General features: G+C 64.7%; 27 protein-coding genes. 19 read left to right on the plus strand and 8 right to left on the minus strand.

Annotated features, from left to right (window positions below):
- Window positions 1–54: 54 nt before the first annotated feature.
- The 3 genes from KUV41_RS12490 to KUV41_RS12500 form a co-directional block, all read right to left on the minus strand.
- Window positions 55–303: a YfhL family 4Fe-4S dicluster ferredoxin gene (locus tag KUV41_RS12490; protein WP_206940609.1), complete on the minus strand. Its 249-nt coding sequence runs from the start codon at window positions 301–303 to the stop codon at window positions 55–57.
- A gap of 185 nt (window positions 304–488) precedes the next feature.
- Window positions 489–968: a pantetheine-phosphate adenylyltransferase gene (coaD, locus tag KUV41_RS12495; RefSeq protein ID WP_206940607.1), complete on the minus strand. Its 480-nt coding sequence runs from the start codon at window positions 966–968 to the stop codon at window positions 489–491.
- Window positions 968–2,875 carry a beta-ketoacyl synthase gene (locus KUV41_RS12500; protein ID WP_222164044.1) on the minus strand — a complete coding sequence of 636 codons (1,908 nt, stop codon included), beginning with the start codon at window positions 2,873–2,875 and terminating at the stop codon, window positions 968–970. The genes coaD and KUV41_RS12500 overlap by 1 nt, the downstream gene beginning before the upstream one ends.
- A gap of 547 nt (window positions 2,876–3,422) precedes the next feature.
- Here KUV41_RS12500 and KUV41_RS12505 point away from each other — a divergent pair.
- The gene (locus tag KUV41_RS12505) at window positions 3,423–4,112 is read left to right on the plus strand and encodes a tRNA (guanine(46)-N(7))-methyltransferase TrmB (RefSeq protein WP_222486409.1); all 690 of its coding nucleotides are present in this window, start codon (window positions 3,423–3,425) and stop codon (window positions 4,110–4,112) included.
- Here KUV41_RS12505 and KUV41_RS12510 read toward each other — a convergent pair.
- Window positions 4,109–5,044 carry a LysR family transcriptional regulator gene (locus tag KUV41_RS12510; protein ID WP_222486410.1) on the minus strand — a complete coding sequence of 312 codons (936 nt, stop codon included), beginning with the start codon at window positions 5,042–5,044 and terminating at the stop codon, window positions 4,109–4,111. The two genes, KUV41_RS12505 and KUV41_RS12510, sit on opposite strands and share 4 nt — an antisense overlap.
- Before the next feature lie 115 nt (window positions 5,045–5,159).
- Between KUV41_RS12510 and KUV41_RS12515 the strand changes: the two genes are divergently transcribed.
- From KUV41_RS12515 to glnE, 5 genes are all read left to right on the plus strand, one after another.
- Complete coding sequence (locus tag KUV41_RS12515; RefSeq protein WP_222486471.1) at window positions 5,160–5,576, plus strand: PACE efflux transporter; 417 nt, start codon at window positions 5,160–5,162, stop codon at window positions 5,574–5,576.
- The gene (locus KUV41_RS12520) at window positions 5,573–5,902 is read left to right on the plus strand and encodes a DMT family transporter (RefSeq protein WP_222238824.1); all 330 of its coding nucleotides are present in this window, start codon (window positions 5,573–5,575) and stop codon (window positions 5,900–5,902) included. The genes KUV41_RS12515 and KUV41_RS12520 overlap by 4 nt, the downstream gene beginning before the upstream one ends.
- 200 nt (window positions 5,903–6,102) lie before the next feature.
- Window positions 6,103–7,581: a D-alanyl-D-alanine carboxypeptidase/D-alanyl-D-alanine-endopeptidase gene (dacB, locus tag KUV41_RS12525; protein ID WP_242520708.1), complete on the plus strand. Its 1,479-nt coding sequence runs from the start codon at window positions 6,103–6,105 to the stop codon at window positions 7,579–7,581.
- A gap of 38 nt (window positions 7,582–7,619) precedes the next feature.
- Window positions 7,620–7,994 (plus strand): diacylglycerol kinase, encoded by a 375-nt coding sequence (locus tag KUV41_RS12530; protein WP_206940597.1) that lies wholly within the window; start codon window positions 7,620–7,622, stop codon window positions 7,992–7,994.
- A 122-nt stretch (window positions 7,995–8,116) separates the two neighbouring features.
- Window positions 8,117–11,089 carry a bifunctional [glutamate--ammonia ligase]-adenylyl-L-tyrosine phosphorylase/[glutamate--ammonia-ligase] adenylyltransferase gene (gene glnE, locus KUV41_RS12535; protein ID WP_222486411.1) on the plus strand — a complete coding sequence of 991 codons (2,973 nt, stop codon included), beginning with the start codon at window positions 8,117–8,119 and terminating at the stop codon, window positions 11,087–11,089.
- On the opposite strand, the gene KUV41_RS19720 is transcribed toward glnE, so the two are convergent.
- The gene (locus KUV41_RS19720) at window positions 11,080–11,313 is read right to left on the minus strand and encodes a hypothetical protein (RefSeq protein WP_409995804.1); all 234 of its coding nucleotides are present in this window, start codon (window positions 11,311–11,313) and stop codon (window positions 11,080–11,082) included. The genes glnE and KUV41_RS19720 overlap by 10 nt on opposite strands.
- On the opposite strand from KUV41_RS19720, the gene KUV41_RS12540 reads away from it, so the two are divergent.
- The 3 genes from KUV41_RS12540 to KUV41_RS12550 all read left to right on the plus strand — a co-directional run bounded on the left by KUV41_RS12540 (window position 11,267) and on the right by KUV41_RS12550 (window position 13,089).
- A complete protein-coding gene (locus tag KUV41_RS12540; RefSeq protein WP_222486412.1) occupies window positions 11,267–11,491 on the plus strand; it encodes a hypothetical protein in 225 nt (74 codons plus the stop codon). The genes KUV41_RS19720 and KUV41_RS12540 overlap by 47 nt on opposite strands.
- On the plus strand, window positions 11,488–11,928 hold the full coding sequence (aroQ, locus tag KUV41_RS12545; protein WP_222486472.1) for a type II 3-dehydroquinate dehydratase: 441 nt from the start codon (window positions 11,488–11,490) through the stop codon (window positions 11,926–11,928). Before KUV41_RS12540 ends, aroQ begins: the two co-directional genes overlap by 4 nt.
- A 111-nt stretch (window positions 11,929–12,039) precedes the next feature.
- The gene (locus KUV41_RS12550; RefSeq protein WP_222486413.1) at window positions 12,040–13,089 is read left to right on the plus strand and encodes a Gfo/Idh/MocA family protein; all 1,050 of its coding nucleotides are present in this window, start codon (window positions 12,040–12,042) and stop codon (window positions 13,087–13,089) included.
- A gap of 47 nt (window positions 13,090–13,136) precedes the next feature.
- On the opposite strand, the gene KUV41_RS12555 is transcribed toward KUV41_RS12550, so the two are convergent.
- From KUV41_RS12555 to KUV41_RS12565, 3 genes are all read right to left on the minus strand, one after another.
- Entirely contained in the window at window positions 13,137–14,060 is a 924-nt protein-coding gene (locus KUV41_RS12555; RefSeq protein WP_206940590.1) for a DMT family transporter, read from the minus strand.
- 109 nt (window positions 14,061–14,169) lie between these two features.
- Window positions 14,170–15,141, minus strand: coding sequence for an AEC family transporter (locus KUV41_RS12560; RefSeq protein WP_222486414.1), 972 nt, complete (start codon window positions 15,139–15,141; stop codon window positions 14,170–14,172).
- 51 nt (window positions 15,142–15,192) lie between these two features.
- Window positions 15,193–15,984 (minus strand): IclR family transcriptional regulator C-terminal domain-containing protein, encoded by a 792-nt coding sequence (locus tag KUV41_RS12565; RefSeq protein WP_222486415.1) that lies wholly within the window; start codon window positions 15,982–15,984, stop codon window positions 15,193–15,195.
- A gap of 214 nt (window positions 15,985–16,198) precedes the next feature.
- Here KUV41_RS12565 and KUV41_RS12570 point away from each other — a divergent pair, with 214 nt between their 5' ends.
- The 10 genes from KUV41_RS12570 (at window position 16,199) to KUV41_RS12615 (ending at window position 25,829) form a co-directional block, all read left to right on the plus strand.
- Entirely contained in the window at window positions 16,199–17,608 is a 1,410-nt protein-coding gene (locus KUV41_RS12570) for an adenylosuccinate lyase family protein (RefSeq protein ID WP_222486416.1), read from the plus strand.
- A gap of 261 nt (window positions 17,609–17,869) precedes the next feature.
- Complete coding sequence (locus KUV41_RS12575; protein ID WP_222486417.1) at window positions 17,870–18,688, plus strand: CoA transferase subunit A; 819 nt, start codon at window positions 17,870–17,872, stop codon at window positions 18,686–18,688.
- The gene (locus KUV41_RS12580; RefSeq protein ID WP_206940581.1) at window positions 18,688–19,467 is read left to right on the plus strand and encodes a CoA-transferase subunit beta; all 780 of its coding nucleotides are present in this window, start codon (window positions 18,688–18,690) and stop codon (window positions 19,465–19,467) included. Before KUV41_RS12575 ends, KUV41_RS12580 begins: the two co-directional genes overlap by 1 nt.
- Window positions 19,468–19,535: 68 nt before the next feature.
- Entirely contained in the window at window positions 19,536–20,741 is a 1,206-nt protein-coding gene (pcaF, locus tag KUV41_RS12585; protein WP_222486418.1) for a 3-oxoadipyl-CoA thiolase, read from the plus strand.
- A gap of 20 nt (window positions 20,742–20,761) precedes the next feature.
- A complete protein-coding gene (locus KUV41_RS12590) occupies window positions 20,762–21,973 on the plus strand; it encodes an alpha/beta fold hydrolase (protein WP_222486419.1) in 1,212 nt (403 codons plus the stop codon).
- Between the two features lie 316 nt (window positions 21,974–22,289).
- Window positions 22,290–22,727: a hypothetical protein gene (locus tag KUV41_RS12595; protein WP_222163977.1), complete on the plus strand. Its 438-nt coding sequence runs from the start codon at window positions 22,290–22,292 to the stop codon at window positions 22,725–22,727.
- 61 nt (window positions 22,728–22,788) lie between these two features.
- Window positions 22,789–23,712: a pca operon transcription factor PcaQ gene (pcaQ, locus tag KUV41_RS12600; RefSeq protein WP_222486420.1), complete on the plus strand. Its 924-nt coding sequence runs from the start codon at window positions 22,789–22,791 to the stop codon at window positions 23,710–23,712.
- Between the two features lie 176 nt (window positions 23,713–23,888).
- The gene (pcaH, locus tag KUV41_RS12605; RefSeq protein WP_222486421.1) at window positions 23,889–24,614 is read left to right on the plus strand and encodes a protocatechuate 3,4-dioxygenase subunit beta; all 726 of its coding nucleotides are present in this window, start codon (window positions 23,889–23,891) and stop codon (window positions 24,612–24,614) included.
- Window positions 24,615–24,699: 85 nt separating this feature from the next.
- A complete protein-coding gene (gene pcaG / locus KUV41_RS12610; RefSeq protein ID WP_222486422.1) occupies window positions 24,700–25,335 on the plus strand; it encodes a protocatechuate 3,4-dioxygenase subunit alpha in 636 nt (211 codons plus the stop codon).
- 131 nt (window positions 25,336–25,466) lie between these two features.
- Entirely contained in the window at window positions 25,467–25,829 is a 363-nt protein-coding gene (locus tag KUV41_RS12615; protein ID WP_222486423.1) for a RidA family protein, read from the plus strand.
- Window positions 25,830–25,852: the final 23 nt, after the last annotated feature.

A 25,852-nucleotide genomic window follows, 5' to 3' on the forward strand; every position in this document is an offset into this window, starting at 1 on the left:
CGGCCTCAGCACGTCAGCGTCAGCGTCAGCATGGTCGGCGATGGCCGGAGGTGATCAGGCCGCCGTGATGATGTGGTACTTCTCCATCAACGTCTCGTGGCTTTCGACACGCTCGGGGTCCAGCGGTATGCAGTCCACCGGACACACCTGCTGACACTGAGGCTCGTCGTAGTGACCGACGCACTCCGTGCACAGGTTGGGGTCGATGACGTAGATCTCCTCGCCGGGAGAAATGGCGCCATTGGGGCATTCCGGTTCGCAGACGTCGCAGTTGATGCACTCGTCGGTGATCATCAGTGACATTGAGGGTCCTCACGCAGAGTCGCGGCCCTGAGGCCGGGGCTTCCGGTCAGGCGCGTCGCACAGCGACGGGGGTTGGCCTGGCGGGCAGCCCGGGGAAACGGCATTGCCGGTCCCGGTGTTCGGGATCAACGGGATCGGTCCTGCAGCGCAAGAGGCATCCGCAGCGTCAAATCCCAGTGTGATGGTCAGGTATTGTAATGGCTACGCAGGGTTTGTGCGACCTTGGGGTGCACGTGCTTGCTGATGTCTCCACCGAGGCGAGAAATCTCTCGCACCAGGGTGGAAGAGATGTAGGAATTCTCGACCTCTGGCGTCAGAAAGACGGTTTCCAGATCAGGCATCTGCGCGCGATTCATGTTGGCGAGCTGAAGCTCGTACTCGAAGTCGGATACCGCCCGCAATCCTCGCAGCAGTACCCGCGCATTCTGGGCTTGCATGAAGTCGGTCATCAGCCCGCTGAAGCCGACAACCTCTACGTTGCCCAGGGGGGCGACCACGTCTCGGGTCAACTCGAGTCGGGTATCCAGGTCCAGCGCGGGCCCTTTGCCGGGGCTCGCCGCGATGGCGACCACGACTTTCTCGAACAGGCGTGACGCCCGTTCGATCAGGTCGTAGTGACCGTTGGTGATCGGATCGAAGGTGCCGGGATAGACGGCCGTCGTCATCACCTTTGCTCCTGTCTCTCGTCGTCGTTGTCGGCAAGCTGGCCAAAGGGGTTGTCCACCGCCAGCGATACCGGCTGGGCGTAGCCCGGGATATGGATGCTGTCGTGCTGCACCTCGAGCTCCGGTCCTTCGAGCACGCCCTCACCGAAACGATAGCGCACGGCGAAGTGCCCCGCATCCGCCTGCTGGTGATAGGCACGGGCCTGGGCCCGTGTGACCTCGCGGCGCTCACGCCAGGCATCCATCGCCTGGGCCCCGTGGCGCTGGGTCAGCAGCCGCTCGGTGGCATTCGGCGAAATCAGCACGCCGGTGGCATTGTTGCCGCCAAAGCCTTTGGCATTGATCAGGCTGGCATCTGCGACGAAGGATTGGGTCTCACGGAAGAACCGAAGGCGCTCGGCGTGGACATCGTCTGCGACCTTGTCCAGGGTGCAGATCCCCGGCAGCAGGCCATGGGCAAAGCTGCCCAGGGCGCTGGTGAGCTGATCACCGGCGGCGCTGCCCTGGGAATGTCCCAGGAAGGCCTTGATGGCCACCACTGGCCACTCGGTGATGCCGTTGGCCTTGGCCACCGCGTCAAAGACGTGGGACTCGGTGGTGCGGTTCTTCGGTGTCGAGGTACCGTGGGCATGCAGGAAGGAGCGCTCGCGCAGGCTCTTTTCTCCAAGCATGTCGCGGATCAAGGCGCAGGCCTTGCCCAGGGTTACGTAGTTGCCGATACCGGGCGCCGAGATCGAGCGCTTCCAGCCGTCGGCGTTGACGAAGACCTCCGGTGCAGCAGCCAGGATATCCGCGCCTGTTTCCAACGCCAGGGCGTCGTCCATCAGCATCACGAATTGGCTGGACTCGCCCATGGTAAAGCCGCAGTTGCGGGCGAAGGGGCGGCTGGCGCGCTGGTAGTCGGCGTCGGTCAGCAGCTCCAGGGCGTCCAAGGCCTTCAGGCTATCATCGTCGGCAAGGGCCCCCATGGTGCGGAAGCCCTCGATGATCTCGGGAGTGATGGGCGCATCGGCGGTGCCCACCATGACGATTCTGCGACGGCCGCTGCGGATGTCGTCGATCCCCAGGCGCAGGTTGTACAGAAAGCTGGCGCAGGCCCCCAGTGCCGCGCCGGTGGCGCCGACGCTGCCCAGTACATAGGCGTTGAGGAAGTCGGCAGGCATCTGCCCGTAGCCCAGCGGCATCTGCTTTGAGGTGGCGCGTTTGCCGGACACAAAGCTCTTGAGCAGACCGCCCCAGCCTTCGTCATCCAGCTGGCCGATCGAGTTGCCGGCGTAGACGGCGATCGCATCCGGGTCGAGCCGGTCGCGCAGCGTGTCCCAGTCGAGGCCGCTGTCGCCCAGGCAATCGCTGGCAGCGAACACCGCCATGGAAAGACCGCGGGGGTGGTGCACGCTGCGATACAGCTGGCTGGGATCAAAGCCGCTGGGTAGCTGGCCGGCGGCGCGCACCTGAGCAGGGCGTGTCTCGGGCAGCATGACGTCCATCTGCCCCGCTGGCACGGTAACTTCCAGGTGATGCCGGTCGACCTCACGCACCTGCCAGGTAGGCGGCAGGTCGTCGGGTAGCTGGCGTCGACGCAGGCGGAAGGTGATCGGCGATTCCAGTGCCAGGTTGGCGCGACGATTGGCCGGCAGGCCTTCGTCGTTGAAACGCGGATCTTCGATGCGACGAATCAGGGTATGGCTAAGTACCTGGTCACGGGTTTCGAGCGCCAGTTGGGCGGCATCGAGCTCCTGGCCCTGGGCATTGTGCCAGTGCTGGTCAGCATCGCAGTGGGCCAGGCGCATCATGGCGGCCAGACCGAGCAGGGTGGAGGTCTGCTCGTCGTCGGAAAGGGCGTCGAGCACGGTGCGACGGAAGGCCTGATGGCCCGAGGTACGGCCGGCCGGGTTGACGCCGCCCATGCCCACGATCACCGGTAAGTGTGACAAGCCGGAGTCCTCGTATTGAAGCGGGTGAAAGGCTCGCTCTGGGAGCGCAGAAAACGGCGCTGATGAAGACCCGGGCAGATCAGCACGTCAGTGCTGCCCTTGGTCGAGGTGACGCCAACAGGCCAGAAGCGGGAATCCGTGGATTCGGCGGTCTGGCTTCAGTGCTGCTGGTGTTTATGCCTCGATGCCAAGGTGGCGAGGAGTCGTGCCTCGCGCGATGCTGCCCGTGTCCCAAGCAAAACGCCGTTCGATATTGCCACGGGATAGGATTTCAGGCCAGCGATGTTAGCACCTGGTCGGTCCTTCGTCATGCGCGAGCAGGGCGACAGTGCTGCTGCGACAGCGTGCACCAGGTGTGTTGCAAAGTGTTGCACATGGTGAGAGTGGCGCCGTTGCCCTTGCGCTGGCGAGCATTGGGCTGAGGCGTCTGTACCTGCTCACTTACCGGGGCTTTGGTACACTGGCTGTGCTATTCACGGCAGCATGTCGCTGTTGCCGCTTTCCCCGCTCGAGACCGCATATGTCTGATGTTCCCCGTATCGTGACCTCCGCCCAGACCGGCCCTCACGAGGACCTGCTGCGCAGGGTCACTCGTGGCCTGTCCCATGTCTGGCGCAAGCCTTTGGCTCAGCACACCCGAGACGCCTTTGACGATGCCGAGGCCTGGCGTCGCTCCCAGGGTGAGCGAGGGCTTATTCTCGATGCCTGCTGTGGTGTCGGTCTGTCGACGCGCAGGCTGGCCGAGCAGTTTCCCGAGCACAGCGTGATCGGCGTCGACCGCAGCGCCGACCGCTTGTCCAGGGACCATGGGCCGCTGCCGGACAATGCCTTGCTGGTGCGTGCTGACCTGGTGGATTTCTGGCGTCTGGCCCTGGCGACGGGCTGGCAGCCCGAGCGGCACTATCTGCTGTACCCCAATCCCTACCCCAAGTCGGTCCAGCTGAAGCATCGCTGGCACGGGCACCCGGTGTTCCCGGCCATTGTGGGGTTGGGCGGGAGGCTTGAGGTGCGCTCCAACTGGCGGATCTACGTCGAGGAGTTTGCCGCCGCGGTGACTCTGGCCACTGGCGTGTCGGCGCCGGTCGAGGCCCACGACCCCGGCGTAGCACCGATGACCCATTTCGAGCGCAAGTACCACGAGCACCACCAACCTCTGTGGCGCCTGGTCGCCACGCTCGATCATCGCCCCCAGCTGATGCCAACCCCCTAGCGGAGGGGGTCAGCGGGCGCTGTCAGGCTATGGCTGACGGCGCGGAAGTTCTCGCCCAGGGTGGCGACCAGCCAGCGGGCGATAGGGCCCTTGGCGGCATCGCGGCGAATGACCGTTTCGACCTCGATGCTCGGGGGCTCGCCAAGGCCCGGCCCTGTCAGCGTCTGCAGCTTGTCGCGAAAAGGCGGATAGTCTGCCACGTGCTCCGGTACCAGCGACCAGCCGAGTCCGCGGGCAGTCAACTCCGCCATGGAATAGAAGCTATTGAGGCGCCAGTGCATGGGGCTCAGGCAAGGCTCGGTGTGGGGCGGTGCCGTCGCCTCGCTATGGCGTGACGCCATCATCAGCTGTCGATAGCTGGCCAAGGCCGACGGCGTTACCGCTGCCTGCTGGGCCAGGGGGTGAGTGCTTCCTACCACCCAACGCTGCTTCAAATGGGCGATGCGACTGCCCTCGAGGGGGCCTGCCGCATGCACCTGACTGAGCAGAATGCCCAGGTGGGCGGTGCCCTGCTCAACCCATTCGGCGACGTCCCCCTGGGCGCCGTAAAGCAGGGTCAGCGACAGTGCGGGGTAATGCTCAGCAAGGGCCTCCAGCGTCGCGTCCACCGGGGGCATCTCGATCAAGGCTTCATGCATGGCCACCACCAGCTGGGCCTCTTCGCCCTGTGCCAGGGTCGCCGCACGGGCGTTGAGTCGCTCGCACTGCGCTTGTACGGCTCTGGCTTCCGGCAGTAGCGCATGGCCCGCTGCGGTCAGGGTGGGGGAGCGCGAACGGCGATCGAACAGCTCGCAGTCAAGGTCCAGCTCAAGATGGGAAATGCCGGTACTTACCGCCGATTGCGCACGCCCAAGGTGACGCGCGGCGGCCGAGAACGAGCCCTGCTCGGCGCAGGCGATGAACAGCTGAATCTGGTCCAGGGTCCAATGCATGGTGGAAGGCCTACCTATCTGTTTACCTGATAGTAGCTAGCTGGAATCCATCGGCCAAGTGCCTAGAATAGGCGGCATCGTCAAGCGACAACGCCCTCGGGCGGGAGTGAACGTGATGCGGTCCTTGAAGGAACGTCTGGTACATATGGTGTCATTTGAGCTGGGTGGGCTGGTGATCGTCACGCCGCTGGCCAGCATGCTCAGCGGTCACGGCCTCGCCGAAATGGGAGTGCTGGCGGCCGGGCTCGCCACCGCCGCCATGCTGTGGAACCTGGTGTGGAACTGGTTGTTCGATCGCTGGGTCCCCAGTCGCCGGCGCACCTTGCAGCAGCGCCTGGCCCAGGCCTTTGGTTTTGAGCTTGGGCTACTGGTCATGACGCTTCCTGCGGTGGCCTGGTGGATGGACATCGGTCTGGTGGAAGCGTTCTGGCTGGACGCCGGCTTTATGCTGTTCTTCCTGATCTATGCCATGGTTTTCAATTCGCTGTTCGACCGGATCGTCGAACGTCGTCTTCAGGGAGCAAGCGGATGAGTTATCTGTATCTTGCACTGGCCATCATCGCCGAGGTTATTGCCACCTCGGCGCTCAAGGCCTCCAACGAATTCACCCGGCTGTGGCCCAGCGTAGTGGTGGTGGTCGGCTACCTGGCGGCCTTCTACCTGCTGTCGCTGGTACTGCGCAGCGTACCGGTGGGGATCGCCTACGCCTTCTGGGCGGGGCTTGGCATCGTGCTGGTGACCCTGGTCGGCATCATCGTCTACGGCGAGAAGCCCGACCTGCCCGCCCTGGTGGGGCTCGCCATGATCATTGGCGGGGTCTGCGTGATCCAGCTGTTTTCTTCTACGGCGTCCCACTGACGGTTCTCGGCGTCCCTGTGACGGGTTCTCGGCGTCCCTGTGACGGGTTCTCGGCGTCCCTATGAGCGTGGCGGGTAGCGATAAGCGCTGCGGCGTGGTCATGTCATCGACCCGCAGTCGAATCCTGTCGCGCCAGGCGGTAGACTCGGCCCTCGTTGCGTCGAAACGGCGTGACGTCCGTCCACCCCAGGGAAGTCTTCATGTCGTCGCGCTCTTCATCCGCCATATCCGCCTTGATGACCACTGCGTTGCTGACGCTGGCTACCGTCATGGTGCCTGCCGCCAGCGTGCAGGCTGCGGGCTTCTCGAATCTTGCCGAATTGACGAATCAGGGCTTCCAGGTCAGTGCCGAGGCACGCTTGCTCGAAATGGGCGCCGCGCCAGCAGAAACCCTGGGTAGCCTGGAACCGGGCCGCTTGTTGACGCCGGCATCGGTCACCAAGGTCTACACCGCCGCAGCGTCGTTGGATGCCTGGGGGCCACAGCATCGCTTTACCACCGATGTGGTCAGCACCGCTCGTCCGGATGCCGGCGGGACCGTGGCGGGCGACCTGGTGCTGGTGGGCGGCGGCGACCCCAGTTTGACCAGCGAAGACCTGTGGCGCCTGGGCCAGCGGCTGCACCAGGCGGGCGTGCGGCGTGTCTCCGGCAGGCTGGTCGTCAGCCAGTGGCGCTTTGGTCCGGTGACCTGCCGTACCATCGACCGCTGCACCGCCCGTGAGCGTTCCGACAATGCCTACAGTGCGCTTTTGACCTCGGCCGGCGTCAACTATGGCAGCTGGTGCGTGCAGGTGGCCCCTGGCGCCGTGGGTGGCCCTGCGCGGATCACCGGCTGCAACAGCCAGGCGCCGCTGTTCGCGGTCAACAATCAGGTCACCACTCAGGGCGCCAATGCCGGTACCAGCCTGCAGGCCACCCGGGTCACTGGCAGCACCGGCGAGACCCTGACCGTCAGTGGACAGATTTCCTCCAACGCGTTGCCCCGTGAGGTCTACCGTGCCAGCGCTGATCCCGCGGCGCAGACGGCTGCCACCTTCCAGGCCATGCTGGCGAGCATGGGGATCACGGTGGAAGGGGGCGTGGCCACGACCAGCGAGCCGCCGCCGGCCTCCGCACGGCGCCTGGCAGCGGTGGATGGCAAGCCGCTGCAGGAAATTCTGCTGCGTATGCTCAACTACTCCAACAACTACATGGCCGACGTGCTGGCGCTGAATCTGGTCGATCAGCCGAGGGCGGAGCTCGACCAGGCCGGGACGGCATTGGAAACCTTTATTGCCCAAGTGCCAGGTCACGGCGCCGCGACCATGGAAAGCGGCAGTGGCCTGACCACGGGCAACAAGATATCCGCCATGGGGGGTAACGCCCTGCTGGAGTACATGTTCCAGCGAGCCGACCTGTTCCCGGTGTTCAATGCAGGACTGCAGGCGCCCACCAATGGCCCGATGCGCTTCATTCGACGGGGGTCGTCGACCTTCCAGAGCCACGTCACGGTGAAGACCGGCACGCTTAACCAGCCGGTGGCGGTGCGTGCCGTGACCGGTTACTTCCGTACCGCAAGCCATCGCTTCGGGGTGTTCACGGTGCTGGTCAACGGCACCTCCTCCACGCCCTATATCAGCTGGTCCAGGGTGCTTGACCTGGTATCTCTCGATCTGGATCGCATGATTGCCAACCACTGAGGGACGCAGGAACGCGTCCCGCTGCACGAGGAAGTCTCATGAAGCCCGGACACACCGGCTGGCGCCACCTGATTCACTCGACGCGTTACTCATTGAAGGGATTGCGAGCGGCCTTTCGTCATGAATCGGCCTTCCGCCAGGAGCTGGGGCTGTGCATGGTGCTGGTACCGCTGGCCTGGTGGATTGGCGATACCCCGGTGGAGTGGATTCTGCTGGTGGGCAGCTGCTTCATGGTGCTGATCGTGGAGCTGGTCAATAGCGCCATCGAAAGCGTGGTCGATCGCATCGGGCCCGAACGACATGTGCTGTCCGGGCGAGCCAAGGATATTGGTTCCGCCGCAGTGATGCTGGCGCTGTTCATGGCGGGATTGACCTGGGCGTTGCTGGCCGCCGAGAAGTTCTTGATGGGCTAACGGCCATCTTGCGCCAGCGGAGGGTGTCGGGACCGCCGCGCTTGTTTATGCTCAGGGTATGAACCGAGGCATACACCGCCGGCTGAAGCGCACGGCGACGATGACGAACAAGGAGAGCCGCCATGGAACAGAGCCCGGACTTTCTTCCCCGCGATGATATTCCGGCTGCCTTGCACGGTGCTCTGGACAAGGCATGGGGACGCCTGGCCGCGCGTATCGATCAGGCGGACAACATCGCCGAGATGAGCGGCAGCGAGCCCCCCGGTGAGCTGTATCAGGCGCTCGAAACCCATCGACGGGTCGAACTCGCCCGAGTGCTGGCGATCTCCGAGTTTGCCGCCGAGACGCTGGTGCGCTATCCCCAGTGGCTGGGCTGGTTGGACTCCAGCGGCGAGCTGGATCGTGCGCTGAGCCCAGCAGAGCTCCAGGAGCTGTTGGATGAGGTCCTGGCGTCGGCCGACGACGAGGCTGCCATGCAGGCAGCCGTACGCCGATTTCGTGCCGCGCGCATGCTGGGGATCGTGTGGCGTGATATCAATCGCCCTGAGGGCATCGATGCTTGGGCCACTGGTGCCGCGGTGTCGCGCCTGGCCGAGGTCTGCCTGGAAGGGGCGCTTGGCTGGCTCGAGCGCTTTGTCGAGGCCCGCTGGGGACGCCCCGCGCCCCGCGGGGACGGCAGCGAGCAGCGCCTGGTGGTGCTCGGCATGGGCAAGCTGGGCGCCGGTGAGCTGAACCTGTCGTCGGACATCGACCTGATCTTCGCCTATCCCGAGAAGGGCGAGACCCAAGGCGGGCGCAAGGCGCTGGACCACGTCGAGTACTTCACCAAGCTCGGTCAGAAGCTCATCTCGGCCCTGGACCCGGTAACCGCCGACGGCTTCGTCTTTCGCGTCGACATGCGCCTGCGCCCGCTGGGGGACGGCGGGCCACTGGTCGGCAGCTTTGCCTCACTGGCGGGCTACTACCAGGATCAGGGCCGCGAGTGGGAGCGCTACGCCATGCTCAAGGCGCGCCCGGTGGCCGGCGATATCGATGCCGGCTACGAGCTGTTGTCGAGCATTCGTCCCTTCGTCTATCGCAAGTACCTGGACTTCGGTGCCATCGAGTCGCTGCGTGAGCTCAAGGCGATGATCAATCGCGAGGTCCGGCGCAAGGGCATGCAGGGCAACATCAAGCTGGGACCCGGCGGCATCCGCGAGGTCGAGTTTATCGTTCAGGCCTTTCAGTTGATTCGCGGTGGGCGTGATACCGAGCTTCAGGTCACCTCGTTGAAGACCGCCATGCAGCGTCTGCCGGAGCTCGGCCTGTTGCCCCAGGGCGTGGTCGACGAGCTGCTGCCGGATTACGCCTTCCTGCGTGATCTGGAGCACGCCATCCAGGCGCTGGAGGATCGCCAGACCCAGGCCCTGCCCGATGACGAGCTCGACCGCGAGCGAGTGGCGCTGGCCATGGACGCCAAGGACTGGCCGGCGCTGATGGCGCAGCTGGATGAGGTGCGCGCACGGGTCCGCCAGCACTTCGATGCGGTGATCAGCGATCCCGAAGACGAGGTCGAAGAGGACACGGAGGAGGGCGCCAACCTCGAAACCTGGCGCCAGCTGTGGCGCGGCGAGCCGGACGACGAGGAGGCCGAGGCCACGCTGACGCGGGCTGGCTTCGAAGACGCCACCACCGCGCTCAAGCGGATCAAGGGCCTGGCGGGGTCGCGTCAGGTTCAGACCATGCAGCGGGTGGGCTTTGAGCGCCTTGACGCGCTGATGCCGATGCTGCTGGACGCGCTGGCCGACAGCGAGGCGCCCGATGCGTCACTTGAGCGAGTGCTGCCGCTGATCGAGGCAGTGCTCAGGCGCACCGCCTACCTGGCGCTGCTGAGGGAGAACCCGGATGCCCTGGGCCACCTGATGAAGCTGTGTGGCGCGAGTCCCTGGATCGCCGAGCAGATCGCCCGTTATCCGATCCTGTTGGATGAGCTGCTGACGCCTGACACCCTCTACACCCCGGCCGACAAGCAGCGTCTGGCCGATGAGCTGCGCCAGACCCTGGCGCGGATTCCCGAGGACGACGAAGAGGCCCAGCTGGAAGCCCTGCGCGTGTTCAAGCACGCTCAGGTGCTGCATGTGGCGGCCTCCGATATCGCCGGCACCCGTCACCTGATGAAGGTCAGTGATTATCTCACCTACATCGCCGAGGTGATTCTCGACGCGGTGCTGGTGATGGCCTGGAAGACCCTGACTCGCAAGCATGGCTTTCCGCTTGGCAAGGATGGCGAGCGGGTGGGCGAGACCCCGGCGTTTCTGGTCGTCGGCTACGGCAAGCTCGGCGGCATTGAGCTGGGCTATGGCTCGGACCTCGACCTGGTGTTTCTGCATGACTGCGCGTCCCAGGGCGAGACCGACGGCAAGCGCCCGATCGACAACACCGTCTTTTTCACCCGCCTGGGACAGCGCATCATCCACCTGCTGTCGGCGGTGACGCCAGCCGGGTCGCTCTACGAGGTCGACATGCGACTGCGCCCCTCGGGCAATGCCGGTCTGCTGGTCAGTCCCCTGAGCGCCTTTGCCGACTATCAGCGCGAGCAGGCCTGGACCTGGGAGCACCAGGCGCTGGTGCGCTCCCGGGTGGTGGCCGGCAGTGCCGAGCTGACCGAGGCCTTCGAGCAGGTACGCCGCGATATCCTCGGCAGCGAGCGGGAGCAAGACGCCCTGCGCGATGAAGTGGTCAAGATGCGCCACAAGATGCGTGACCACCTGGGGTCAAAGGGCAGTGACGACACCTTTGACCTCAAGCACGACCCCGGTGGCATGGTCGATATCGAGTTCCTGTGTCAGTACGCGGTGCTGGCACTGTCCCATCAGACGCCGGAGCTCATGCGCTTCAGCGACAACATGCGAATTCTCGAGACCCTGGAAGAGACCGGTCACCTGGCCCCCGACGAGGCCCAGGCCCTGCGTGATGCCTACCTGGCCGCGCGCAGCGCCAACCACCGTGCAGCGCTGACCCGGGAGACCGCCCGCGGCGATGTGGTCGAGTTCAAGGCCCATCGGCAGGTGGTCATCGACGCCTGGCGGCGCTGGCTATCCGACGCTCAGGCGTGAGTGGAGGCTGGCCGCAGACTGTCACGCGCGGCATGGAGCAAAGGTTCGGACGCTCGTCGATGCAGCAGGGCGAACACCTGACGAAGCGACAGTCCCGTTGGCGCGATGCGCCCCACTTCGCCAGCGGTGAGCGCGGCATGCGCCGCGTCGCCGTGGAGTAACCCGACCCCTACCCCCTTGGCGATCAGCGTCCGGATCAGTTCCTCGCGTTCCACCTCGATCACCCAGGCGGGGGTGGATCGATGTCGCGCTAGCCTAGCAGGCGTCAGCCTGTTCGTGTTCCAGGGCGTGGACGCCTTCAAGCGGTTCTGTGAGGATGAGCATCAGCGTGCTGCCGCCGATGAGCAAGCCGCATCCCTGTTCGCCCACTACCGGCGAGAACTGTTGAAGGAGAATCTCTGATGAGTGGCAAGGTGCTGGTTCTGCACGGTCCCAATCTCAACCTGTTGGGCACCCGTGAGCCCGATATCTACGGTCAAGAAACCCTGGCGGACATCGACAATGGGCTGCGCGAGCATGCGCTGCTCGCGGGATGGGAGCTGAGTAGCCGGCAGAGCAATCATGAAGGCGAGCTGATCGACGCCATTCATGCCGCTCGTGTGGATGGCACGGTGGCCATCATCATCAATCCTGCCGCCTTCACCCACACCTCGGTGGCCATCCTGGATGCACTGAACGCCTTCGACGGCAGCGTGATCGAGGTCCACCTGTCCAACGTGCACAAGCGCGAGAGCTTCCGTCACCACTCCTACGTGTCGTTGCGGGCCGACGGCGTTATCGCGGGGCTCGGCAGCCAAGGCTATCACGCTGCCCTGGAGGCGCTGATCAAGAAGGGCTGACGCCACAATGTGACGGTGGGTTTCAGCGACCCCGTGGTGTGACGTGAAGGGGCTGCCTCTCGCTAGACGTCGCGACCTGGAAGACGCATGCATAACAACAAGGAGGGCCGTATGGGACCCATACGTATCGGGGTGATGGGGGCTGGCATCATCGGCCGTGAACACGTGGCGTTGGTACAGGCGTCGGCAGACGCTACCTTGGCGGCTATCGCCGATGTGACGGACGCCGGTCGCGCCTTCGCCGACGGGTTGGGCGTGCCCTGCTATACCGACTACCTCCAGATGCTCGATCAGGTCGAGCTCGACGCGGTCATAGTGGCGCTACCCAATGCCCTGCATGTGGAGGCGGGCCTCGCCTGCATCGAGCGGGGGCTGCCGACGCTGATGGAGAAGCCGATTGCCGACACTGTGGCGGGAGCGCTGGCGTTAGCCGATGCCAGCGAGGCGGCGGGAGTACCCATGCTGGTGGGTCATCACCGTCGCCACAGTCCCGACATGGTCGAATCGTTGCGGGCCATCCAGGCGGGAGAACTGGGTCAGCTGGTCACCATCAGCGGGATGTGGCTGTGTCGCAAGGACGAGCCCTATTTCGATCAGGCATGGCGGCGGGAAGCGGGTGGCGGTCCCATCCTGATCAACCTGATTCATGAGATCGACTGCCTGCGTTTTCTGTGCGGTGAGATCGAGAGCGTGCAGGCAGTGACCGCCAACAAGGCGCGGGGCTTCGAGGTGGAAGACAGCGTTGCGCTCATCCTGTCATTTGCCAACGGCATGATTGGCTCCTTTGTCGGCAGTGACGCGGTGCCCTCACCCTATATCTGGGACGTCGCTTCTGGTCAGTCCCCCAACTTTCTGCATGAGCCGGGTGATTGCTACGTGATTGGCGGCACCCGCGGTAGCCTCAGCGTGCCGGGTATGGCGCTGTGGCGTCATGCCGGCCAAGGTCACTGGCGTGAGCCGCTGATGCGAGAGCGTCTGCAGCCTCCGCGCAGCCACTGCTATCCCGAGCAGCTGCGTCACTTCATCGCCGTGGTGAGAAAAGAGGCCGAGCCGCGTGTCAGCGCAAGGGAAGGGGCGATGACCCTGGCCGCGACTCTGGCGGTGGACAAGGCCGCTCGCCAGGGCGGCCGGGTGCTGGTCAGCGAGATGCTGACGTCGTGACGCCGCTGTCGTGATGGGGGTCGCGACATGAATGACAGCGCACTGGCTCAGCCACTTTTTCTTCGACAGGTGGCCAGCACGATACCGGCGACGGTGATCAGGGCAGCGCCGATCCAGGTTTCGGGACGGGGGATATCGCCAAAGAAGACAAAGCCGAACAGAGCCGCCCAGACGATCTGCAAGTAAAGAAATGGCGATACCAGCGACGCTGGTGCGTAGCGCATGGCCAGGATCAGGGTGAGCTGGCTGGCGGCGCCCATCAGCCCGACAAACATGAACAGCGGCAGATCCCCCAGCGCCACCGGAGTCCAGAAGACCGGGACCACCAGCGAACTGACCACGGCACCGGCAAGACCTGCGTAGAACAGCGATGTCAGCGGATGGTCCTCGCGGCCGAAACGCCGAGTGGACAGCTGGTAGAGCGCGAAACAGGCGGTCAGTCCAAAGGGCAGAAGAATGGCCGGGTTGGCTCGCCAGTCCACCGGGCCCACGCAGATCAGCACTCCGGCGAAGCCGACCAGGATCGCCAGCCACTGGCGCCAGCCGACCCGCTCCTTGAGCAACGGAATCGCCAGCAAGGTCACCAACAACGGTGAGCTGAAGTTGATCACATAGACCTGCAGCAGCGGCAGACTGCGGAAGGCCAGATAGGCGAAGGTGCTGGCACCCAGTAGCAGCAGGCCTCGGACGAACTGGCCGCCCAAGGATGAGGTCTTGAGCATGGCCATCCCTGGCCCCCGGCCCAGCCACAGAAAGTAGCCCACCAGCACCAGCATATGGCCGACGTAACGCGCCCACACCACCTGCACCGGTGAATAGTCCTGAGCCAGAGTCTTGACGCCGGTATCGAGCATGCAGAACAGCAGCCCCGCGGCCAACATGAAGGCAATGCCTTTCAGTGGACGATCGCGGCTCAGGGCCCGCGGCGGCGTCAGGAGAGCGGTGTCTGGTGACGATGAAGGCGTGGACATGGCGGGCCGTTGGCGTTGGGGCGTGGTGGCAGCATTCGATGCTGCCAAAAAGTAGCAAGCTAAATGAATCGCTTCATGGTACGTGAGCCCGCCATTGGGCGCCAGCAAGTCAGCCAAGCAGCGGCAGCAGGCCCACCCGGGACAGCGCCCAAAGAACCGCGCTTAAGGTGAGGAAACTGGCCACGGTACTGGCCATCAGGGCGGCCGCCCCGACCCCTTCCATGCCAAAGCGCTGGGCGATCAAGGGATAGATGCTGATCATCGGGCAGGCGGCGAAGATCATGGCGCCGGCAAACAGGTGGGGTGGCAGCGGTCCCGTCACCGTCTCCAGGGCCAGCAGCAGGCCCAGCACCAGCAGCGGGTGCAGCAACAGCTTGCCTGCCATGATCTGCCCCATGTCCTTGAGCATGCCGCGAATCTTCAAGCCATACAGGGTGCCGCCGATGACGAACAGCGCGGCGGGCCCGGCGGCGCCTGCCAGCAGCTCGATGGTCCGCGTGAGGGTGTCGGGCAGGCGAAACCCGCTGGCCGCGATGACAAGGCCTGCCGTCAGCGAGATCAGGATCGGGTTGCGGGTAAGGCGCTGGCAGGTCTGACGCAAGGCAGCGCCCGCCTTGGCATTCGCCTGCTGGCCGATTTCCGCCAACACCAGCGCGCCGGGGATGACCAGCAGTACCTCGACCATCATGGTATGCACCAGGATGACACCCGCCGCCGCCTGGCCCAGCGCCAGAGCCGCGATGGGGTAGGCGATAAAGCCACTGTTGGAGGCCGACATGCCCAGCGCCTGGATGGCACGTTCCGTGGCGGTCTTGCGGCGGCGATTGCGCGGCAGCCACAGGCACGCCACAAAGGTGGCCACCGAGCCCAGTGCGTAGGCAAGCAGCAGCGGCAGGCTGATGACCTCTCCCAGGGAATTGCGTGTGAGCGCGCCGACAATCAGCGCCGGCAGCGCGGCGTACAGCACAAAGTTGGCGACGCCGGACAGCTGGACCGGCGATACCAGGTTCCATCGCCTGGCCAGAAAGCCCACGCCAATCAGCAGAAAGATCGGCGTAGTGATGGAGAGTATGGCGAGCATTCAGGCCTCCCTGCCGGCGTCAGCTCAAGCGTGGTCGAACAGGTGGCGAGATCAGCTGACGTTGGCGCGGATCTGGCGTGCCTTCTCCTGCAGTAGCGGCAGGTAGCGCTCAAGCAGCGTGTCATGGTCGATGCGAGCGGCATTGGTGCTGATGTTGATGGCGCCGATCAGCTCACCGTGGGCATCGTAGGCGGGCACTGCCAGGGAGCGCAGGCCGGAATCGAGCTCCTGGTCCACGATCGCATAGCCTAGCTCGCGGGCGCTCAGGATGGCTGCCTTCAACGCGCTGCGGTCGGTGATGGTCGTGTCGGTGAAGGGTTCCAGGGTGACGCGCTCGAGAAAGGCGTCCAGCGCCTGGTCATCGAGTTGGGCCAGCAGCATGCGCCCCATCGAGGTGTAGGCGGCCGGCAGCCGAGTGCCCACGGCCAGCGTGATCGCCATCAGTCGCTGGCGCGAGGCCGAGCGGGCGACATAGGTGACCTCGTCGCCGTCCAGTACGCCAAGCGATGAGGATTCACCGCTCTCGGCGGTGATGTCCTCGAGCACCTGTTGAATCAGGTGACGATAATTGTTGGCGGACAGGAAGGCATAGCCAAGCTGCAGCACCCTGGGGGCCAATTCAAAATGGCGGTGATCCTTGCGCACGTAGCCGAGTGCATGCAACGTCAGCAGGAAGCGTCGGGCACGGGCGCGGTTCATGCTGGTACGTGCAGCCACCTCGCTCAGTGTCATGCGTGGGTGGGCCTCATCAAAGGCCAGAATGACATCGAGGCCACTGGCGAGAGCGGTGACAAAGTCGCGATCGTCCGGGCTCAGGGCGGCGTCCGTCGGTGCCGTATCCATCGAGGTGTCCTTTCGGAAAGATAAAGCGTGGATGATACCAGTGCGGCAATGGTCTGAGGGCGTGTCGATACACCGCTTGGCGAGTGTCGGACCTCCCGTCCATGTGGTTAACCTAGCATATATGTTCGACTTGCGAACACTTGTACGACTATTGGCGAGGCGGCATGATTCAGATATCCCCGTTCACCCGCCTAGCACCGCAAGAGGAAACGCCATGACTGCCGCCCTGCTGAGCCACCCCTGCATGAGCCAAGAGGCGCTCAAGGACTGCCGTGATGCGGACTTTATCGCCGCAATGCTGGCCTTCGAGCTGGCCCTGGTGCGTGCACAGGAGCGTATCGGGGCGGTGCCGCCCGGTACCGCCGCAGACATGGCCGAGCGGCTGGAGCATCATGCGTTCGATGTGGCCGAGCTGGCCCGGGGTGTTGCCAGTGGCGGTAATCCGGCCATTCCCTTCGTCAAGGCAGGCCGTGGCGCGCTGCCGGATCATCTCAAGCGTTACTGGCACCAGGGGGCCACCAGTCAGGATGTGGTGGACTCGGCCTTGATGCATCTGCTGACACCTCGGCTGGGGGCCATCGATGGACTGCTTGAGCGGTGCCGGACCGCAGGCATGGCGTTGATGCAGGCACATGCCGATACGCCCATGGTCGGTCGTACGCTGATGCAGCAAGCCTTGCCGATCACCTTCGGCGCCAAGGTCGCCCAGTGGACGGTGGGGCTCGAACAAGCCAGGCGACGGCTGGGTGAGGTGGCGGATCAAGGGCTGCCGGTACAGTTTGGCGGTGCGGTAGGCGTGCACTCGGGATGGGGCGATGAAGGCATGGCCCTGATGCAGGCGATAGCCCAGGAGCTGGGGCTGAGCTGCCCGATATTGCCCTGGCACACCAATCGCCAGCCGATCCATACCCTGCAGACGGCCCTGGATGCCGTGGCCGGGGCGGTGGAGAACCTGGCGCTCGACGTCTCCCTGCTGACCCAGACCGAAGTTGGTGAAGTCAGTGAACCCAGCGCCCCCGGCATGGGCGAGTCTTCGTCGATGCCGCACAAGCGCAACCCGGTGCGCTGTGCGCTGATACGCTCGTCGGCTCGTCGGCTGCATGGACACACCAGCGTGGTGATGGGCGCCGTGGCGCAGCCGCTGGAGCGCGGACTGGGGGAATGGCATGCCGAGTGGGTGCCCCTGACGGAATCGGTGCTGTTGGTGGAGGGCGCCCTGGAGCAGGCGGCGGTGCTGCTCGAAGGCCTGGAGGTCCACCCCGAGCGCATGGCGGCCAACCTTGCGGTGACCGGGGGCGCCATCATGGCCGAGCCGGTGGCGCGTCTGCTGACCCCGTCCCTGGGGCCCGAGCGCGCCAAGGCGCTGGCGGCAGACGCCGCCGAACAGGCCAGGCAGCAGGGGCGCCGTTACGCTGACGTGCTGGTGTCGCTGGTGCTGGAAGGTGGTGACGCGGTAAACAGCGACGCCGGCGCCGGCGCCAGCACCGCTGCCAGCAGCCAAGCCAGCCCCCATGCCAGCACACTGCCCAGTGCCGAAGCGATACGAGCGGCCACCGATCCCGCCTTATACATTGGTAGCAGCAAACACCAGGTCCGTGCCGCGCTTGAGTGGCTGCAGCGCTGATAACCCTCTGAAGCAAAAGACAACCTCCAGTAAAGGCGAGCGCAGAGTCGATCTGCGCTCGCCTTTTTTGCATTTGACGATCGAGGGAATCGACAGTAGGTTTGTTCGTATAACAAACCTACGTTCACATAGCGAACAAAAAAGATGCGTGGTCCAGGCAACAGCGTCCTGGGCTATTCATCAAGAGCTCAGCATCAAGAGCTCAACATCAAGAGCACAGCATTCAGCACACCCCTCCAGAACACACATGAGGCAATCCACATGGCCGAGATCCTGAGCCTGAGTGATGCGGTGAAGCGCTACGTCGAGGATGGCGCCACCGTTGCCATGGAAGGCTTTACCCATCTGATCCCGTTTGCCGCCGGGCATGAAGTCATTCGCCAACGCAAGCGTGATCTCACCTTGATCCGCATGACTCCGGACCTGGTCTACGATCAGCTGATCGGTGCGGGTTGCGTCAAGAAGGTGATCTTTTCCTGGGGGGGCAACCCCGGCGTGGGGTCGCTGCACCGACTGCGCGATGCGGTAGAGAAGGGCTGGCCCCATCAGATCGAGATTCTCGAGCATAGCCATGCGGCCATGGCCTGCGCCTTCGAAGCAGGGGCCGCAGGGCTACCGCTGGCGGTGTTGCGAGGCTATGTGGGGAGCGAGCTGCCCAACGTCAACGAGCAGATCAAGTTCATCGAGTGCCCCTTTACCGGTGAGCGCCTGGCCGCCGTTCCATCGGTACGCCCGGATGTGTCCATCGTGCATGCCCAGAAGGCGGATCGGGCCGGCAATGTGCTGGTCGAGGGCATCATCGGCGTGCAGAAGGAAGCGGTGCTGGCGGCCAAGCACGCCATCGTCACCGTCGAGGAAATCGTCGACGACCTGGGGGCGCACCCCAATGCCTGCGTGATTCCAGGCTGGGCCATCGACGCCATCGCCGTGGCGGAAAAGGGCTCGCTGCCGTCCTACGCCCACGGTTACTACCCCCGGGACAACCGCTTCTACAAGGAGTGGGACGCCATTGCACGGGACCGGGATGCCTTTACCCGGTGGATCGACGACAACATCATCCAGACCCGGGGGCACGCCTGATGAACACCGCTACCGACTACACCTCCGCCGAGATGATGACGGTGACCGCCGCCCGCGCGCTGGAGAACGGCATGACCTGCTTTGTCGGCATTGGCCTGCCCTCCGAAGCCGCCAACCTGGCACGCCTGACCCACGCTCCCGAGGTAGTGCTGATCTACGAATCCGGCACCCTGCAGACCAAGCCCGATGTGCTGCCGCTGTCGATTGGCGACGGTGAGCTGTGTGAGTCGGCGCTGACCACCGTGTCCGTGCCCGAGATGTTTCGCTACTGGCTGCAGGGCGGCAAGGTCAGCGTCGGCTTTCTGGGCACGGCGCAGATCGATCGCTACGCCAACCTCAATACCACGCTGATCGGTGACTACACCGCGCCCAAGGTACGCCTGCCGGGCGGTGGCGGGGCGCCGGAAATCGCCACCAACGCCGGCGAGGTGTTCATCACCTTGAAGCATTCGCCACGCGCCTTCGTGCGCGACGTGGACTTCATCACCACCCTGGGCTTCGGCCGCGACGGCAAGGGACGCGATGGCGTGCCCAACATCGGCAAGGGGCCGACTCGGGTGATTACCGATCTGTGCGTGATGAAGCCTGATCCCGTGGATCGCGAGCTCACCGTCGTCTCGCTGCACCCTGGGGTGAGCCGCGAGCAGGTGCAGGAAGCGACGGGCTGGGATATCCGCTTTGCTCCCGAGCTTGCCGCGACGCCCGAGCCCAGCGACCACGAACTGGCGGTGCTGCGCGAACTGAAGGCCCGCACCGAGCGCGCCCATAGCGGCCAGTAAGGGCCCCGGTTTTCCCCCTATTTCCGACACGCCCTGCGCCGATGCGTGGGGACAGCAAGGAGTCCGCCATGACCGACGTCTATCTCTGCCATCCTCGCCGCAGTGCCATTGGCCGCTTCGGCGGTACCCTGTCCAGCGTGCGCCCCGATGATCTGGCGGCCGACATCTTCAAGGCAGTGCTGGCTCAGGCGCCCGATCTTGACCCTGCGGCCATCGAAGAAGTCTTCATGGGCTGCGCCAATCAGGCCGGTGAGGACAATCGCAACGTGGCGCGGATGTCGTCGCTGCTGGCGGGGCTGCCTACCTCGGTACCGGGCACTACCATGAACCGGCTGTGTGGTTCCGGCATGGATGCGGTGGGGACCGCCATGCGTGCGATCAAGGCAGGCGAGATGGATCTGGCCCTGGCCGGTGGCGTCGAGTCCATGTCGCGGGCGCCTTACGTCATGGGCAAGGCGGAGGGAGCGTTCTCCCGCGGACAGACGATCGAGGACACCACCATCGGCTGGCGCTTCGTCAACCCACTGATGAAGAAGGTCTACGAGACCCACTCGATGCCGGAAACCGCCGAGAACGTGGCCGAGCAGTTCGCTATCTCGCGGGCCGACCAGGATGCCTTCGCCGTGCGCTCCCAGGAGAAGACCGCACGGGCCCAGCAGCAAGGGCGTTTTGCCCTGGAAATCACGCCTATCGAGATTCCCCGGCGCAAGCAGCCGCCGCTGGTCTTCGACAGCGATGAGCATCCGCGCTCCGGCACCACCCTGGACAAGCTGGCGAGCCTGCCGACACCCTTCAAGCAGGATGGCAGCGTCACCGCCGGCAATGCGTCGGGGGTCAACGATGGTGCCTGTGCGATGCTGGTGGCCAGTCAGGCCGCGGTGGAGCGCCACGGCCTGACGCCCATGGCGCGCATCGTAGGAATGGCCACCGGCGGGGTCGAGCCGCGTATCATGGGCTACGGCCCGGTGCCCGCGGTACGCCGCCTGCTGGCGCGCACCGGGGTAAGTATCGATGAGATCGACGTGATCGAGCTCAACGAAGCCTTCGCCGCTCAGGCGCTGGCCTGCATGCGGGACCTGGGCATTGCCGACGATGACCCCCGGGTCAATCCCAATGGCGGCGCCATCGCCCTGGGACACCCCCTGGGGATGTCCGGTGCGCGGCTATTGATGACCGCCGCCCACGAACTGCATCAGCAGCAAAAGCGCTATGCCCTGTGCACCATGTGTGTGGGTGTGGGGCAGGGGATTGCCACCCTGATCGAGCGCGTTTGATCCCGCCAACGGAGACCGCCATGAGCTTTGCCAAGATCCACCACCGCACCCTGAGCTATCGCCTGCTGGGCAGTGAGGCGCTGCCATTACTGGTGTTGGCCCATCCGCTGGGCATGAATCAGTCGGTCTGGGATGAGCTGCTGCCGCGCCTGATCTCACGCTATCGGGTGCTGACCTGGGACCTGCCGGGTCACGGGGCCAGCGGCCCATTGGAGCCCGGCGGCGCGATCACCCCGCAGGACCTGGCGGATGAGCTGCTGGCGCTGCTGGCCGAGGTGGGGATTGCTGACACCACGCGCCTGCATTTCGTCGGCACCTCCATCGGTGGTGTCATTGGCCAGGCGTTGATCGCGCATCATCCCGAGCGACTGGCCTCGGCCAGCCTGACCAATACCGGGGCGCAGATCGGCAACCTCGAACTGTGGTCGACCCGCGCTGGGCGCGTGCGCGCTGAGGGTCTCGCCGCCATGTCCGACGAGATCGTACCGCGCTGGTTCGCCGCCAGGGCGTTTGAGGCCAACCCGGCGCTGGCGCCAGGCTGGCAGCTGGCCATGGGCCGTGGCGACGATGAGTCCTACGCCCAGCTGTGCGAGATGCTGGGGCAGGCGGATTTCCGGGGCCGCCTCGGCGACGCGGGTCATCACCCTCCAGCGCTCAAGGTCAACCTGTTGGCGGGCAGTGAGGATCTGGCGACGCCTCCCGCCTCGCTGGAGGCCTTGGTCGAACACATCCCCGGTGCTGAGCTGACGGTATTCGATGGCGTCGGCCATGTGCCCTCGGTGGAGGCACCCCAGCGCTTGTGCGACTGGCTGCTCGATGCGCTGGCGCCGGAGCTGGGCGATGTGGCCGAGCGCGGTGTTGCCTATTCGGTCGGGATAGAGACACGCAAGCAGGTGCTGGGGGAGGCGCATGTGGCGCGCTCCACCGCCAAGGCGACGTCGCTGGACGCGCCGTTCCAGCAGATGATCACCCGGCTGGCCTGGGGCGAGCTGTGGACCAATGACGACCTGACGAGACGCGAGCGCAGCATGATCACCACCGGCATTCTCGCCGCCCTGGGGCGCGAGGAGCTGACCCTGCACTTGAACACCGCCAAGCGCATCGGGCTGAGTGAGGCGGAGTTGCGTCAGGTGTTAATGCACGTCGCCATCTACGCCGGCGTGCCGGCGGCCAACCACGCCTTTGCCCTGGCCAAGGAACTGGGCTGGGGCGCCTCCGAACGTGAGGACTAGGTACGCAGGGAGGGTATGGCAGGGAGCGCATGGCAGAGAGGGTATGACAGGGTTAATCCGCATCTGCCGCACGGTTGTCGCCGCCGTGGAAGAGTGATACATAGCTGTCACACAATGGCAGCGCTGAATGTTCCTGTAGGGAGTGCCGAGTCCTTTCTGTCTGCTTCCCTCTATTCCGTCGTTCACTACATGGCCGAGTGCCCGTGATAGTGGCCTAACGTTTCGGGCCGTTGCTAGACTGGAACGGGGACGGATGCTGGGCATGAGGGCGCGGCCCGGTGCATGCCCTTATTTGGCGGCAAGAGGTAACTCCTAGATGCGGTTCATGACGTGTGTGGCAGCGTTGCTCGGTGGGCTGATGGCCCACTCGGCGGCGGCCGATTGGCGTTTTACCCAGGCCCACCAGATGTTTGGCGATGCGCCAGCGGCCAAGGTAGAAGATGGCGACGGTCATTCGCTGGCGCTGGTGTGCTTCAATGGGGTGCCCATGGTGTCGGTGGCGGGTTACGCCTCCGGCATGGGTGCAGACCGGCGCAAGCCTCTGGATGTGCTGGTGGATGGCATCGGCTATCGCCTGGAGTCCCGTCATTCGCCCAAGGATGGTGTCTGGTTCGCGCCTTCGCCGGCTCGTCTGACGCGCACTCTGCAGTCAGGCAACGTCGCCGTGATCACTCCCCAGGACACGCTGCCAGCGCGCTTCTCGCTGATGGGGTCTGGCGAGCCCATCGAACGCGTGCTCGCTGCTTGCCAGTGAGCCCTGTCATCCCCCGTAGTTGAGATGGCCAGCGCCCTGATGCCCAAAGCACTGACGTTTTATGCTCAATCACCGTATCAAGCTGCGTCATCTCAACGCCTTTCTTGAGGTCTCTCGGCGCCGCAGCTTCGCGCGGGCTGCCGACTCCCTGGCGATCACCCAGCCGGGCATTTCCAAGGCTATCCGTGAACTCGAGGACATCGTCGGTGCCACGCTGTTCGAGCGTGGCGCTCAGGGCGTCAGTCTGACCCAGGCCGGGCTCACCCTGTTAAGGCACGCCGGCCCTGCGCTGAAGGCCCTCGAGGAGGGCGTGGGTGCCCTGGCGGATGCCCATGGTGGCCATGCCTGGTTGAGGATCGGTGCGCTATCCACGGTGGAGTCACGGCTGATGCCCGCGGCTCTCGGCCGTTTCCAGACATCGCCTCACGGCCCCACAACCAGTGTCACGGTGGTCACGGGCGCCAGCGCCTATCTGCTGTCTCGACTGTCACTTGGCGAGCTGGACATGGTGGTCGGACGGATGACAGAAGCCCGCGAGATCCGTGATCTGGCCTTTGAGCATCTCTACTACGAGTCCTTGCGGTTGGTGGTGCGTCCCGGCCATGGGTTGGCCGGAAACGCGCTTGAGGATACCGCCCCCCTGGGGGAGTGCCGCTGGGTACTGCCGCCCCAGCAGACGACCCTGCGACAGCAGGTCGACAGCTTCTGTGTGCGTCACGCCATCAGCCTGTCGTCGCCCTGTCTCGAGACCCTGTCGCTGACGCTCAGCCGCCGTTACACCCTGGAGAATGACGCCATCTGGGTGGCGCCCTTCGATGCCGTGGATGACGACCTGCAGGCAGGCCGTCTGGTGGAGCTGTCGCTGGCCTTCGAGCACCAGGGGGGATCGGTGGGGCTCTGCACCAACGCGTCAGTGGACTCCAGCCTGGCGCTGGATGATTTCGCCGAGGCTCTTCGCCAGGCTGCCGCCGAGCGCCAGCACTGAACGTTAGGCCATAGCGATCGGTGCCAGGATCGGCTGGCCATAACCTCTGGGTTATGGACGCTCGTCAAGGTCTCAATTGGCAGTCCGCGAGGGCCTGGTCACACTGGCGTCATCGCCTTGCCGGCGAGACGTGTCTGAACAACCAATAATCATCCCTTACGTCAGGACCTGGCCCTATGACTCTTCGTCGTCGTTTTGTCGAACGCGATCGCCAATCGCATCCGCCCGCCTATGCGCCCGGTTACAAGACCACGGTGCCACGCTCTCCTTCCCAGGCCTTGGTCAGCCTGCAGACTCCCAGCGTGTCGGAATTGTCCGGCCCGAACTTTCAAAAGCTGCGCATGGGACCCCATGACAACGACCTGTTGCTCAACTTCCGCGATGGCACCGCCCCCGGCCTGCCAGTGGGAGAGCGGGTCATCATGTTCGGGCGGGTCATCGACCAGTTCGGCAAGCCCGTGCCCCACACCCTGGTTGAAATGTGGCAGGCCAACGCGGGCGGCCGTTACCGCCACAAGAAAGATAGCTACCTGGCCCCGCTGGACCCCAACTTCGGCGGGGTGGGGCGCTGCCTGACCGATGAGGACGGCTGGTATCACTTCCGCACCATCAAGCCAGGCCCTTACCCCTGGCCCAACGGCATCAACACCTGGCGTCCGGCGCATATCCACGTCAGCGTCATGGGGCCTGCCATCTCCACTCGCTTGATCACCCAGATGTACTTCGAGGGCGATCCACTGATTCCGATCTGTCCGATCGTGCAGACGCTCAACGACAAGGAAGCCGTCGGCACCATGATCGGACGTCTCGACATGGCGCGCTCGCGTCCGATGGACGCGCTGGCCTATCGCTTTGACTTGGTCGTGCGCGGCGAGCTGCAGACCTATTTCGAGAATCAGTGACACGCTCGGCAGCAATGCTTCCGGCAACCAACAGTGATATGCCCTGCGGACGTGTGGCCATGGCGTCCGACGGCAAGGAGATTCCATGCAACAGCCCAATTTCACCCCCACCGCGAACCTGATGCTGCGTGAGACGGCGTCCCAGACAGCGGGCCCCTACGTGCATATCGGTCTGGCACTGGCCGTCGCCGGCCTGCCCGAGCGCGACGAAGAAATCTGGAACGAACTGGCCAAGGACAGTGCCAGCGGCGAGCGCATCGAAGTGGTAGGGCGGGTCATCGACGGCAACGGCGACCTGGTCCGCGATGCCCTGCTGGAGGCCTGGCAGGCCGACAGCCGCGGCCACTATCAACCCGCCTTTGACCTCAAGGCGCCGTTCAACAGTTTCGGGCGCACCGCGACCACCGCCGAGGGTGACAGTGAATGGCGTTTTGTGACCGTCAAGCCCGGTGCCATCGCCCGTCCCGACGGCCGCACCATGGCCCCTCACATCAACCTGGCGATCTTTGCCCGGGGCGTGAATATCCATCTGCAGACCCGCCTGTACTTTGACGACGAGGGCGAGGCCAATGCCGACTGCCCCGTGCTGGGCGCGATTGAGTCACCCAACCGTCGTCAGACCCTGATCGCTCGTCGTGAAGACAGTGAAGGCGGACTGCCGCGCTATCGCCTGGATATCGTGCTGCAGGGGGAGGGGGAAACGGTGTTCTTCGACTTCTGATCGTGTTCGCTTGACCACACGGACGTCGCGGCCTGAACCGCGACGTCCGTGTCGCTATTTGCCCGCGTTTGCAGCGACGCTTCCATGGCCTATGCTAGCGATCCTTTCCTCCCAGGCATCGAGGCTTCTCCATGGATATCCATCGCATCAACCCCACTCCCCGCTGGTCCGACATCACCGTCTACAACGGCATGGCCCACTTCGTTGAAGTCGCCGAAGCGGATACCAGCGACGACATCACCGGTCAGGTCGAGCAGATCTTCGCGCAGGCCGAGGAGTCGCTGGCCAAGGTGGCCAGTGACAAGACTCGGATCATCTCGGTGACCATCTATCTGACCGACTTCGCCCACTTCGATGCGCTGAACGTCGCTTGGGAGCGCTGGTTCGAGCCCGGCACCGCCCCTAGTCGTGCCTGCGTCAAGGCCGAGCTGGCCAACCCCGAGCTGCTGGTCGAAATGGCCTTCGTGGCAGCGGCGGGGGATGATTTTCGGTAACACCTAAGCGTTAGCCACCCGCC

Origin of the sequence: Halomonas sp. DP8Y7-1 (genome assembly GCF_019801685.1) — a bacterium.
In the GTDB taxonomy this organism is placed as follows: Bacteria; Pseudomonadota; Gammaproteobacteria; order Pseudomonadales; family Halomonadaceae; genus Halomonas; species Halomonas litopenaei_A.

Coding starts and splice junctions, on each gene's coding strand:
- KUV41_RS12505 (WP_222486409.1), top strand. CDS start 3,423: ATGTCTGATGTTCCCCGTATCGTGACCTCCGCCCAGACCGGCCCTCAC.
- KUV41_RS12615 (WP_222486423.1), top strand. CDS start 25,467: ATGGATATCCATCGCATCAACCCCACTCCCCGCTGGTCCGACATCACC.
- KUV41_RS12550 (WP_222486413.1), top strand. CDS start 12,040: ATGGGACCCATACGTATCGGGGTGATGGGGGCTGGCATCATCGGCCGT.
- KUV41_RS12595 (WP_222163977.1), top strand. CDS start 22,290: ATGCGGTTCATGACGTGTGTGGCAGCGTTGCTCGGTGGGCTGATGGCC.
- pcaF (WP_222486418.1), top strand. CDS start 19,536: ATGACCGACGTCTATCTCTGCCATCCTCGCCGCAGTGCCATTGGCCGC.
- KUV41_RS12520 (WP_222238824.1), top strand. CDS start 5,573: ATGAGTTATCTGTATCTTGCACTGGCCATCATCGCCGAGGTTATTGCC.
- KUV41_RS12575 (WP_222486417.1), top strand. CDS start 17,870: ATGGCCGAGATCCTGAGCCTGAGTGATGCGGTGAAGCGCTACGTCGAG.
- KUV41_RS12580 (WP_206940581.1), top strand. CDS start 18,688: ATGAACACCGCTACCGACTACACCTCCGCCGAGATGATGACGGTGACC.
- KUV41_RS12565 (WP_222486415.1), bottom strand. CDS start 15,984: ATGGATACGGCACCGACGGACGCCGCCCTGAGCCCGGACGATCGCGAC.
- KUV41_RS12560 (WP_222486414.1), bottom strand. CDS start 15,141: ATGCTCGCCATACTCTCCATCACTACGCCGATCTTTCTGCTGATTGGC.
- glnE (WP_222486411.1), top strand. CDS start 8,117: ATGGAACAGAGCCCGGACTTTCTTCCCCGCGATGATATTCCGGCTGCC.
- KUV41_RS12530 (WP_206940597.1), top strand. CDS start 7,620: ATGAAGCCCGGACACACCGGCTGGCGCCACCTGATTCACTCGACGCGT.
- KUV41_RS12510 (WP_222486410.1), bottom strand. CDS start 5,044: ATGCATTGGACCCTGGACCAGATTCAGCTGTTCATCGCCTGCGCCGAG.
- coaD (WP_206940607.1), bottom strand. CDS start 968: ATGACGACGGCCGTCTATCCCGGCACCTTCGATCCGATCACCAACGGT.
- KUV41_RS12590 (WP_222486419.1), top strand. CDS start 20,762: ATGAGCTTTGCCAAGATCCACCACCGCACCCTGAGCTATCGCCTGCTG.
- KUV41_RS12490 (WP_206940609.1), bottom strand. CDS start 303: ATGTCACTGATGATCACCGACGAGTGCATCAACTGCGACGTCTGCGAA.
- KUV41_RS12515 (WP_222486471.1), top strand. CDS start 5,160: ATGCGGTCCTTGAAGGAACGTCTGGTACATATGGTGTCATTTGAGCTG.
- pcaQ (WP_222486420.1), top strand. CDS start 22,789: ATGCTCAATCACCGTATCAAGCTGCGTCATCTCAACGCCTTTCTTGAG.
- dacB (WP_242520708.1), top strand. CDS start 6,103: ATGTCGTCGCGCTCTTCATCCGCCATATCCGCCTTGATGACCACTGCG.
- KUV41_RS12500 (WP_222164044.1), bottom strand. CDS start 2,875: ATGGGCGGCGTCAACCCGGCCGGCCGTACCTCGGGCCATCAGGCCTTC.
- pcaH (WP_222486421.1), top strand. CDS start 23,889: ATGACTCTTCGTCGTCGTTTTGTCGAACGCGATCGCCAATCGCATCCG.
- KUV41_RS12570 (WP_222486416.1), top strand. CDS start 16,199: ATGACTGCCGCCCTGCTGAGCCACCCCTGCATGAGCCAAGAGGCGCTC.
- KUV41_RS12555 (WP_206940590.1), bottom strand. CDS start 14,060: ATGTCCACGCCTTCATCGTCACCAGACACCGCTCTCCTGACGCCGCCG.
- pcaG (WP_222486422.1), top strand. CDS start 24,700: ATGCAACAGCCCAATTTCACCCCCACCGCGAACCTGATGCTGCGTGAG.